General features: G+C 63.7%; 12 protein-coding genes and 1 tRNA gene. 3 read left to right on the forward strand and 10 right to left on the reverse strand.

The genetic code is table 11. The features are described 5' to 3' along the window. Positions 1-24 precede the first annotated feature (24 nt). From CLU88_RS22540 to CLU88_RS22555, 4 genes are all read right to left on the reverse strand, one after another. On the reverse strand, positions 25-768 hold the full coding sequence (locus CLU88_RS22540) for an amino acid ABC transporter ATP-binding protein (protein WP_099658517.1): 744 nt from the start codon (positions 766-768) through the stop codon (positions 25-27). After that, positions 765-1,505, reverse strand: coding sequence for an amino acid ABC transporter permease (locus CLU88_RS22545; protein WP_099658518.1), 741 nt, complete (start codon positions 1,503-1,505; stop codon positions 765-767). Before CLU88_RS22545 ends, CLU88_RS22540 begins: the two co-directional genes overlap by 4 nt. A 90-nt stretch (positions 1,506-1,595) precedes the next feature. Next, complete coding sequence (locus CLU88_RS22550) at positions 1,596-2,288, reverse strand: amino acid ABC transporter permease (RefSeq protein WP_099658519.1); 693 nt, start codon at positions 2,286-2,288, stop codon at positions 1,596-1,598. Positions 2,289-2,355: 67 nt separating this feature from the next. Next, positions 2,356-3,189, reverse strand: a complete 834-nt coding sequence (locus CLU88_RS22555; RefSeq protein WP_099658520.1) for an ABC transporter substrate-binding protein — start codon at positions 3,187-3,189, stop codon at positions 2,356-2,358. Between the two features lie 292 nt (positions 3,190-3,481). Here CLU88_RS22555 and CLU88_RS22560 point away from each other — a divergent pair, with 292 nt between their 5' ends. Further along, positions 3,482-3,907 (forward strand): group II truncated hemoglobin, encoded by a 426-nt coding sequence (locus CLU88_RS22560; RefSeq protein ID WP_099659089.1) that lies wholly within the window; start codon positions 3,482-3,484, stop codon positions 3,905-3,907. Between the two features lie 139 nt (positions 3,908-4,046). Further along, complete coding sequence (locus tag CLU88_RS22565) at positions 4,047-4,604, forward strand: ABC transporter substrate-binding protein (RefSeq protein ID WP_369827683.1); 558 nt, start codon at positions 4,047-4,049, stop codon at positions 4,602-4,604. A 398-nt stretch (positions 4,605-5,002) separates the two neighbouring features. Here CLU88_RS22565 and CLU88_RS22570 read toward each other — a convergent pair whose 3' ends face one another. Further along, positions 5,003-5,569 carry a MarR family winged helix-turn-helix transcriptional regulator gene (locus CLU88_RS22570; RefSeq protein ID WP_099658521.1) on the reverse strand — a complete coding sequence of 189 codons (567 nt, stop codon included), beginning with the start codon at positions 5,567-5,569 and terminating at the stop codon, positions 5,003-5,005. A 169-nt stretch (positions 5,570-5,738) separates the two neighbouring features. Here CLU88_RS22570 and CLU88_RS22575 point away from each other — a divergent pair, with 169 nt between their 5' ends. Next, a complete protein-coding gene (locus CLU88_RS22575; RefSeq protein WP_099658522.1) occupies positions 5,739-6,800 on the forward strand; it encodes an alkene reductase in 1,062 nt (353 codons plus the stop codon). 180 nt (positions 6,801-6,980) lie between these two features. Here the strand turns inward: CLU88_RS22575 and CLU88_RS22580 are convergent, their stop codons facing one another. From CLU88_RS22580 to ureE, 5 genes are all read right to left on the reverse strand, one after another. Then, positions 6,981-7,751 carry an SDR family oxidoreductase gene (locus tag CLU88_RS22580; protein ID WP_369827685.1) on the reverse strand — a complete coding sequence of 257 codons (771 nt, stop codon included), beginning with the start codon at positions 7,749-7,751 and terminating at the stop codon, positions 6,981-6,983. A gap of 372 nt (positions 7,752-8,123) precedes the next feature. Further along, positions 8,124-8,211, reverse strand: a tRNA-Ser gene (locus tag CLU88_RS22585). A 20-nt stretch (positions 8,212-8,231) separates the two neighbouring features. After that, on the reverse strand, positions 8,232-8,909 hold the full coding sequence (gene ureG / locus CLU88_RS22590) for an urease accessory protein UreG (protein ID WP_099658524.1): 678 nt from the start codon (positions 8,907-8,909) through the stop codon (positions 8,232-8,234). Between the two features lie 62 nt (positions 8,910-8,971). Then, the gene (locus tag CLU88_RS22595; RefSeq protein ID WP_099658525.1) at positions 8,972-9,682 is read right to left on the reverse strand and encodes an urease accessory protein UreF; all 711 of its coding nucleotides are present in this window, start codon (positions 9,680-9,682) and stop codon (positions 8,972-8,974) included. 124 nt (positions 9,683-9,806) lie between these two features. After that, complete coding sequence (ureE, locus tag CLU88_RS22600; protein WP_099658526.1) at positions 9,807-10,487, reverse strand: urease accessory protein UreE; 681 nt, start codon at positions 10,485-10,487, stop codon at positions 9,807-9,809. Positions 10,488-10,656: the final 169 nt, after the last annotated feature.

Genomic DNA, 10,656 nt, shown 5'->3' on the forward strand with positions numbered 1-10,656 from the left:
TCGGCCGCAGAGGCGCTGGCTGTTTTATGCAGCCAGCGCAAAGGGCGTGCGGATGTCCGACAGAAACTGCTGGGCCCGTGGGTGCTGAGGGCGGTTGAAAAAGTCGTCTGGGGTGGCACGCTCCAGCACCTGCCCTTGGTCGAGAAACAGCACCCGGTCGGCCACTTCGCGGGCAAACCCCATTTCATGTGTGACCACCACCATGGTCATGCCGTCGCGGGCCAGATCGCGCATCACCAGCAGCACCTCTCCCACCATCTCGGGGTCGAGCGCGCTGGTGGGCTCGTCAAACAGAATCACCGGGGGCTCCATGGCCAGCGCGCGGGCTATGGCAACGCGTTGCTGCTGCCCGCCGGACAGCTCGGTGGGGTACGCCTGTGCTTTGTGCGCTAGGCCGACCCGATCGAGCAAGGCCAGGGCGCGGCGCTCGGCTTCGGCCGGGGCGAGTTTGCCGAGCTGGGTGGGGGCGAGCGTGCAGTTTTGTAGCGCCGTGAGGTGCGGGAACAAATTGAACTGCTGGAACACAAAACCCACCCGTGAGCGAAACTGGTTCAGCGGGAGCCCGGGGCGGTAGATGTCTTCTCCCTGCACCAGAATGCGCCCGCCCTGAATGGGCTCCAGCCGATTGATGGTGCGTATCAGTGTGGACTTGCCAGAGCCCGATGGACCGCACACCACCACCACCTCGCCTGCGTGAATGGTCTCGTTCACATCGCGCAGCGCCTGGTAGCTGCCAAACCATTTTTGTACGTTGTCAAACCGGATCATGCGGTGGCTCCTGCCAGGGATGTGGGTGCGCGGAGGGCTGGGGTGGGCGGCTTGGCGCGCCGGGCCAGTCGCTGCTTCAGCCCATATGCCAGGCGCGTCAAGCCAAAGCACAGGATGAAATAGGTGAGGGCCAGCACGGCATAAATTTGCGCGGGCAGCACGAACACCAGGGAGTTGATTTGTGTCGCAATCATGGCGACCTCATTGAGGCCAATGATGAAGCCCAGCGATGTCTCCTTGATCGTGGACACCAGCTGGTTCAGCAGCGAGGGCAGCATGTGGCGCAGCGCCTGTGGCAGCACCACCTTCCGCATCGCCTGCAGGTAGCTCAGCCCCAGTGCGCGGGCGCACTCCATTTGCCCGCGTGGCAGGCCTTGGATGCCCGCGCGCACGATTTCGGCCAGGTAGGCACCATTGAACAAGGCCAGTGCCAGCAGCATGGTGGTGAACTGGTCGGTTTTGTGGCCTGTCACGCTGGGCAAAAAGAAGTAGGCCCAGAACACCACCATGAGCAACGGCGTGCTGCGCACCACGAACACCAGCGCAGTGACAGGCCAGCGCAGCCAGCGCCAGGGGCTGACACGGCCCAGCCCCAGCAGAAGCCCCACCGGCAGCGCCGACACCAGGCCCAGGCTGGCCAGTATCAAGGTGAGCGCCAGCCCCCCCAGTGGCCCCTGCGGGTACTGGCCCACCAGAAAGTACAGCCAGTAGGTGTCCACCATTTCCAAAAAACTCATGTGCAATGCCTTTGAGAGGAGGGCTGCGGCGCCAGCCTTTGCGGTGTGCGGGGCGCCTGTTGGCTGAGGGTTTGTGCCATGCTGCCCCTGTCACGTCCGCACGGGGTAGCGGTGCTGGTACCAGGCTGCCAGCCCGGTGATCACCAGCGACAGCGCCACGTAGCTTGCCGTCGCAAAAACAAACGCCTCGAAGCTGCGGAAAGTGGCGCTTTCCACCTTGGCGGCCTGGTACATCAGCTCGGCAGCACCAATCACGGTGGCAATGCTGGTGTTCTTCCACAGGTTCAGCGTTTGGGAGATGAGCGGTGGCACCGTGACGCGCAGTGCCTGCGGCAAGATGACCAAGCGCATGGTGGCCAGAAACCCCAGACCCAGCGCCCGCCCCGCCTCAAACTGCACGCCAGGGATGCCGCGAATACCGCTGCGAATGTCTTCCGCCATGAACGCGGCCGTGTACAGGGTGAGCGCTGCCACGGCTGCGGTAGCCTCGTAGTTGTGTCCGTACAGCCATTCCTTGGCGGCTTCGGGCAGCAACTCGGGCGCGCCAAAGTACCAAAACAGCATGTGGGCCAAAAGTGGTACGTTGCGGATGGACTCCACATACACAGCCCCCAGCCAACGCAGCGCAGCCAAGGGTGCCAGCCGCAGCAGCGCCACCACCACCGCCAGCGGCAGTGCCAGTACCAGCGTGGAGGCCAGCAGCGCCAGCGACAGGCGCAGCCCGGCCAACAGCATGCCAAGGTAGGGGCCCGAGAGCAGCAGTGAAAAATCTAAAACAGGCATGAAACAAAGGTGGTCAGACCACACAGAAAAGCCCGCCGTAGCGGGCTGTCGGCCGCATGTCCGGTATTTAGCTGTCTACCTTGTCGATCTCGATTTTGAACTCGCGCTTGGGGAACTTGAGCTTGCTGTCGGGGCCGTACCACTTGATGAAGAGCTTCTCGGCTTCGCCGGACTTTTCGAGCTCGCGCAGTGTTTCGTCCACCACGGTCTTGATGGCCACTTCCCCCTTCTTGATGCCAAAAGCCAGAGGTTCCACGCTCAGGTTTTGCGGCAGGATCACGTAGTCCTTGGCCTTGGAGCCCAGCTTGGCGTAGTCGGCCAGCAGGCTGGCTTCATCGTTCACGTAGGCCACGCCCTTGCCCTGCTGCAGGGCCTGAAACGCCTGCTGTGTGGATTCAAAGGTCACGACATCGGCGGTGGGGGCGGCTTTCAGCAGGTTGGGGCCTTGCGTGCCACCCTTCACGGTCAATGCTTTTTTGCCAGCGAGGTCTGCCACACTCTTGATGCCGCTGCTGGTTTTGACCAGCACCTTTTGGCCGGTGACCAAGTGCGTCAAGCCAAAGTCCACCTGCGACTCACGCTCCTTGTTGTGTGTCAGCGAGGCGGCCAGCACGTCCACATGGCCTTGCTGCAGCTCAGGGATGCGCGCAGCCACTGCCACTTGTTTGAACACGGGTTTCACGCCGATTTTCTGGGCCACAGCGCGTGCCAGGTCCACTTCGTAGCCAATGAATTCGCGGGTCTTGGCGTCAATGAAGCTGTTGGGCTCATCAATGCCCAGCACGCCGAACACGATCTCGCCGCGCTTCTTGATGTCGGCCAGTTGGTCTGCATGGGCGGCCGCTGCAAACAATGCCAGGGTGGCGGCGGTGATCACCGGGAAAATCGAGCGTCTGCGCATAAAGGTGGGTCCCTCAAGTGGTTTGGAACAATGGATGGTTGTTAAGGGGAACCAGGGAAGGCACAGCCCCCCAACCTGCAGCACAGGCCTTTGCCAACGCCTTCCCGGTTCCTTGGGTCATGAGCGTAGGTGGGCGGTGCTTGCCTGTGAAATAAGGAATGCAAATATCATTAGTCGCCGCATGCTGTGCGGCCCCACCTTTGCACGCACCGCTACGCCGCAGTGCAACGCCCTGCGTATCCCCAGCGAAACACCGTTTTTTCTCAGGCACCTAGCCACGCTTTTTTCACGCATGACCGACAACGCTACCGACGCAGCCAGCGACACTTCAGCCTCCCCTGCAACCCCCTTTGAGTGGATCGGGGGCGAGGCCCGCGTACAGGCCTTGACCGACCGCTTCTACGACCTGATGGACTTGGAGCCTGCCTACACAGAGCTGCGTGCGGCCCACGGCCCAGAGCTGGACAGCGCCCGGCAAAAGCTGTTCTGGTTCTTGTGCGGCTGGCTCGGCGGCCCCTCGTACTACACCGACCAGTTCGGCCACCCGCGCCTGCGTGCGCGGCACATGCCGTTTGCCATCGGCATCAAAGAGCGTGACCAGTGGGTAGCCTGCATGGACCAGGCCATGGGCGAGACCGGCGTGCCAGACGACCTGCGCGCCCGCCTGCGCGAGAGCTTCATGGGCACGGCCGACTGGATGCGCAACAAGGGGGTTTAGGGATGGGCCCATCGCGGGTCGTGCTGCGCTACGCCAGCGCTGCGCCAAACACCTACCGCCCATAGGCCCATGCGGGTGTTTTGATGGCCCTTCTTTGCACAATGGCCCGGTCATTGTTGACAGAGACAAACCACCACCCATGAAGATATCGACCCGTTCCTCTGCCGCCGTTGCAGCCTTGGCCATGGCTGCTTTGCTGGCGCCGCACCTTGCCCACGCCAAGCGGCTGGGTGGTGGCAAATCCGTACAGCCCACCCGCAGCGCACCGGCGCCAGCGGCCCCCGCAGCGACCAAGGCCACGAGCCCGGCCGCACCAGCGGCCGCCACCCCGGCCACGGCCGCCCCTGCCGCAACATCGGCTGCACCCGCTGCAGCCCCGGCAGCAGCGCCCAGCATGATGGGCACCGTGGGGGCGGTCGCCGTAGGCGCTGTGGCAGGCAGCATGGCTGGCAATGCGCTGGCCAATGCCAACGCACCATCCGACAAGGAAAAGAAAGCCAAGGAAGCTGAAGCAGCAGACAAAGAGGCGGCGGAGCTGCAGCGCAAAACCGACGAAGCCAAAACCCGCGCCGAGGCCGCACGCAAAGCCCACAAGCCCAAGGACGCAGAGGCTGCAGACAAGGAAGCGGCCGAACTGCAGCGCAAGGCCACAGAGGCCAAAGCCAAGGCAGACGCTGCCAGGGCTGCCACCAAGTAGTCCCGAAGGGCAGGGCGCTTCCTGTGCCGACCCCTATGCAGGGTTGGACGGCAGATAAAAAACGGGCCGCGAGGGCCCGTTTTGCTAGGGATGACCTGCATCACCCTCGCGAGGCGGTGGTAGCGCGGATCGGGATGGGACGCAAGGCGTCTTTTGGCAGCCAATAGCCCGGCTATTGGCAAGAAAAGCAACGCAGCGGACCGCCCGAGGCCGCGCTGCCACAGACCGCAGGGAGTTATGCAGGTCATCCCTAGGTGTTCTGACTGAGGTTCAGTGTTGTCGGTGGGCGTGGATCAGGCGGCGGGCCATGATCTTGCGCTCACTCGCAGCAGCCCCCGCGCAGTTTGGCTGAACCGCTCACCTGCGGGGTTGCATCCCCGTCGGCGGATGGCAGCAGGCTATGAAGGGCAGGGGCGTGCGCCCAATCCAACCTTTTGTCGTTCGGCCGCATCTCGGTAGGCCAGCAAAAACCCATCAGACGCCACCTGATCGGCCAATGCCCTCAGCATGCCTGCGGATTCAGGCCCCAGCACCTCTTCTACGCGGTGGTTCACGGCAGACCACGCCTGCAATGCCTGCTTGAGGCGCGCCTTCCCGTGCTCGGTGAGTGCCGCACGCTTGGTGCGTTTGTCTTGGGCATCAGGTTGCAGGGTGATGAGCCCATCGCGCACCAAAGGCCTCAGCGCATGGGTCAGTGCCGAAATCTGGATCGCGAGCCCGGCGGCCAGCTCCAGCAGCGTTGGGCCCAGCGCCGTTTGAACATCGGTCATCTGGTCGATCGTGCCCGCCAGGGTGACTTGGGTTGCTTTCAAGTCCACACACTCTGCCGCCTCGTCGTACAGATACGCCAGCCTGCGGGCCGCCCGCCGGATCGAGATGTTCGTGCACGGCAAATCCCCCAGCGCTTCTCTTTTGTAGGCGCAAGGGTTCACAGGGTCGATGTCCGTCGTCGACTGGTTTTTCATCGTGCAGATTGTCTATCAGCCCGATGCACTGTCCAAGCACACTTTGCTATTCACTTGAGTGCTCAATGGTTTTAATAAGGGCATATAGTTGTGTACTCAACTCAGTTGCATTGGCTACCCAGCGCACTTCGCGCACAGCCCTTTTTCCACCCTGACCGCGATCCATTCCATGCTATTTAACCCCCTGCAAGCCGGCGCCCTGACACTTCCCAACCGCATCCTGATGGCCCCCCTGACGCGCGCACGCGCAGATGCGGGCCACATGCCCAACGCCATGATGGCCGAGTACTACGCCCAGCGCGCCAGCGGGGGCCTGCTGATCACCGAATGCACCATGGTGGCGCCCAACACCTCCGCATTCATCGCCGAGCCGGGCATTTACTCCGACGAGCAGGTCGCCGCCTGGAAGCAAGTGACATCGGCCGTGCACGCCAAGGGTGGCCGCATCTTCATGCAAATCTGGCACGCGGGCCGGGCTGCCCATCCCGCCATCAACGGGGGGGCGCCCACCGTGTCGTCCACTGCCACGCCGGTGGAAGGCGACATCCACACGCCCACGGGCAAGGTGCCTCACGTCGCAGCCCATGTGCTGACGGAAGCTGAAATTCCGGCCATCGTGGCTGCCTTTGTGCAGGGTGCCAAAAACGCCATTGACGCAGGCTTTGACGGCGTGGAAGTGCACGGCGCCAACGGCTACCTGATCGACCAATTTTTGCGCGATGGCGCGAACGATCGCACCGACGGCTACGGCGGCACCATGGAAAACCGCGCACGTTTCCTGTTTGAAGTGCTGACCGCCGTGACCGCTGCCATCGGCAGCGACCGCGTGGGCCTGCGCCTGTCGCCCCTGAACAGCTACAACAGCATGAAAGACAGCGACCCGCTGGCCCTGATTGGCTTCCTGGCCGAAAAGCTCAATGCCTACAAGCTGGCCTATCTGCATGTGATGCGCGCAGATTTTCTGCAGGCCCAGCACGGTGATGTGCTCTCGGTGGCGCGTGCCAAGTACCACGGGGTGCTGGTCGGCAACATGGGCTACACCGCTGAAGAAGCCACTCAGGCGATTGCCGACGGCAAGCTGGATGCGGTAGCTTTTGGCACCAGCTTCTTGGCCAACCCTGATCTGCCAGGCCGTATCAAGGCAGGTGCGGCACTGAACGCGCCCAACCCCAATACGTTCTACTCTCCTGGCCCCGTGGGCTACACCGACTACCCCACGATGGCCGGCTGAGGCGGCCATCGCCCTGCACCGCTGTATACCGCTCCCATCTGACTTGCTGGCGGCGCCGCAATGGTGCAAAGCGGCAGGGAGGTGGTCGGGGCGGCGAGGCGGTGCATGGCGAGTGTGCGGCCCGCGTTTGAACCGGTACTTGCAGGCCAGGCGCCCTGGCAGTGGGCTGCGCGTTGTGCGTCAGCCCCGCCCGACAAAAGGCATCTTGGTGGCCATCACGGTGTGAAAGAGCACGTTGGCCTCCAGAGGCAGGTTGGCCATGTAGCGGACGGACTCACCCACGATGGCCACATCGATCAGCGGCTCCACCGCGATCTCGCCATTGGCCTGCGGCACGCCCTTGCCCATGCGCGAGGCCAGGTCGGTCAAAGCGTTGCCAATATCGATCTGCCCCACGGCAATGTTGTACTTGCGGCCATCCAAGGCACCGGTTTTGGTCAATCCCATCACGGCATGCTTGGTCGCCGTGTAGGCGATGGAGTTGGGGCGCGGCGCGTGGGCAGATATAGAGCCGTTGTTGATAATCCGCCCGCCTTGCGGCGTTTGCGCACGCATCACCCGAAAGGCTTGCTGCATGCAGAAAAACATGCCGTTGAGATTGACGTCAACCACCTCGCGCCATTGCTCGGCCGTCCATTCGGTGAACTCGCCAGGCGGGTTGCCACGGCCTGCATTGTTGAACAGCACATCGACGCGCCCAAACTGCGAAACCGCTTGGGCAAACAGTGCCTCCACCGCCGCAGCATCACCCACATCCGTGGGCACACACAGAACGCGGTCTGCCGCACCGTGCAATGCGTCTGCCTGGGCTCGCACCTCCTCGAGCATGGCGGCGCGGCGCCCTGCCAGCACGGCGTGGTACCCGTCGCTGATCAGCGCCAGCGCCACAGCCTTGCCAACACCCGATCCCGCGCCGGTAATGACGGCCACCTTTTTTGTACTCGCTTGCACATCGATCTCCTGTTTCAGATGTTCATGGAGGCGGAGCGCACACGCACGCCATCGCCGGGCCGGGCAATGGGCCCGGGGGCTCTCGTTCTAGCACGGTGGCCGGTTCTGCCGGTCGCTCGTTGAAATACCCCGCAGCAGCGATTGCTTATGACGCAGGGGTGGGGGTGTATGCGGATTGCGCAAGGTGCCTTGGGCAGACGTAGCAACAAGGCGGTGCGATGTACTGCCAGCCTGGCAGCAGAAGTGAACGTCCAGCCGAATCAAACTGGCATCCCGTGCCAGCGGGGCGAGGGACGTCGCAGTGGTCACTCATGCGGTAGCAAAGACCGCCGAAGACAAAAAAGCACCTCGTGCCGGGTGCTTTTTACATACTGGCGGAGACTGTGAGATTCGAACTCACGGACGGTTGCCCGTCGGCAGTTTTCAAGACTGCTGGTTTAAACCACTCACCCAAGTCTCCGGGTTTGGAAGCCGCGTATTCTAGCTGGTTGCGCGAGCGGTTTTGGTGAGCATGCCGCGCGTCTCGATGAACTGGATGACTTCGGCCAGGCCGTCCAGGGTTTTGAGGTTGGTCATAGCAAAGGGTTTGAGGCCCTGGGCGTTGGTGCGCATGCGGGTGGTGTCGGCGCGCATCACGTCCAGGTTGGCGCCTACGTGGGGGGCCAGGTCGGTTTTGTTGATGACGAACAGGTCGCTTTTGGTGATGCCGGGGCCGCCCTTGCGGGGGATTTTTTCGCCTGCGGCCACGTCGATGACGTAGATGGTGAGGTCGCTCAGTTCGGGGCTGAAGGTGGCGGCCAGGTTGTCGCCGCCGCTTTCGACGAACACGATGTCGGCGTTGGGGAACTCGCCCAGCATGCGGTCGATGGCTTCGAGGTTGATGGAGCAGTCTTCGCGGATGGCGGTGTGGGGGCAGCCGCCGGTTTCCACGCCCAGGATGCGCTCTGCGGGCAGGGCGCCGCTCACGGTGAGCAGGCGCTGGTCTTCCTTGGTGTAGATGTCGTTGGTGATGGCGATGAGGTCGTAGTCATCGCGCATGGCCTTGCACAGCATTTCCAGCAGCGTGGTCTTGCCGGAACCTACGGGGCCGCCGATGCCTACGCGCAGGGGGGGCAGGTTTTTGGTGCGGTGGGGGATGTGGTGCAGTGCGGTGGTCATGGTGTTGGTGATGGCGTCATTTGCTATTAAATGGATAGCTGCTTGCGCTGATCCTGCTTGCGCTAGGAGCGGAAAAGTCTTGAATATTGGACTTCGTGCTGGGCGCTGAGAATGGCGAGCATGGGCGAAAACGCCTGGCGCTCGCTGTCCATCAGTTGCGCCGCGTGATCGGCGGCGGGCGGAATCGCATCGGCCAGCCGGGCCAGGATGCGCTGGCCCGCGCTTTGGCCCAGTTGCATGGATTTGAGTGCGGCCTGCACCATGTTCTCTGCCCAGCCAAAGGCGTAGGCCAGCAGCACATCGCGCACCGGGGCCTGGGTGGTGGACGCGGCCAGGGCAAAGGCCACGGGGTAGGTGGGCGGGAGTTGGGCCAGGTGGCGTACGGCGGGCATCAAAGCCTCGTCGCCTTGGTACTGGTTGCGCAGCCAATCGGCCATGGAGCGGCCCATTTGCTCGGTTTGCAGACGCAGCTCGCTGGTTTCGCGGGTGTGCAGCACCCAGTCGTTGAGTTCCCGGACGTGTTGCCAGTCTGCGCGCCGCCAGGCGCCCACGGCCTTGGCGATGAGAGCCATGTCGCCGCGCGCCTGGGTGATGTGAAGCTGGTCCAGCAGCCAGTCGCCCACGGCGGCTTCGCTGGCGAGGCCTGCGTTTTCAATGGCGCTTTCCAGCCCTTCGGAATACGAGAACCCGCCCACGGGCAGCGCGGGGGAGGCGAGCCACACCAGCTGCAAAAAGCTGGCGGCGGGCAGGGGGGCGGGGCGGTCGATGCGCATGGCGGCGATGGGTCAGCCCAGTGGCTGGGTGTGCGGGGGGCGGTGGGGCATGCTGCACGCCCGGGCTTCGACGGGCTCAGCCCGAGCGGTGAGGGGTTTGCGTTGCAGGCGGCCCATCGCCATTTCAGTGGTCGTGGTTGCAGTGAGGGCCGTGCACATGCCCTTGGGCGACCACCGGAATGGACACGGTGCGCCCACGGGCGGGGGCTGCGGTGGTTGCAGCGGGGGCGCTGGCATGGCTGCGACCGTGGCTATGCCCGTGGTCATGCGAATGGGCATCGGGGTGGTCGTGCTCATGTCCGTGCCCATGCCCATGCCCATGCCCCCCATGGTGGTGCTCACCGCCATGGCCTGCAGCGTAAGCACCGCCTTCGGGCTCAAACGGCAGGCTTTGCTCGGTCACGATGAGGTGCATGGCGCGCAGCATGTCGGCCAGCACATGGTCGGGCTCGATCTTGAGGTGGTCGGGCTGCAGCTCAATGGGCACATGGCGGTTGCCCAGGTGGTAGGCGGCGCGGGTCAGGTCAAACGCGGTGCCGTGGTGTTGGCAGTGGGTGATGACCAGCACCGGCTGCGGCGCTGCGATCACGCGGACCATGGAGCCGTCTTCGGCCACTAGCACATCGCCGCCGCGCACCAGGGTGCCACGGGGCAGGAAGATACCCAGCTCGCGCCCGGCCGAGTCGGTGGCGGCGAAGCGGCTCTTTTGGCGCACGTCCCAGTCGAGCTCGACGGTGGAGGCGCGCTTGAGCAACACGGGGGCCAGGCCGTGGCCTTGGGAGAGGATTTTGGAAACCTGGATCATGGTGACGAAGTAAGTAGAAGCCAGCCCGCACGGTGGGGCAAAGCTGCATTGTGGCGCTACAGCGCTCTTGTCATGAAGCGGCTGTGCGGGTCTGGGCGATAGCTGCCAAACGGTGCGCAGTCGGCAAAGCCATAGCGCAGGTACAGCTGCCAGGCCGGTTCAAAAAACG

The sequence above is a fragment of the Acidovorax sp. 56 genome (genome assembly GCF_002749705.1).
GTDB lineage: Bacteria > Pseudomonadota > Gammaproteobacteria > Burkholderiales > Burkholderiaceae_C > Acidovorax.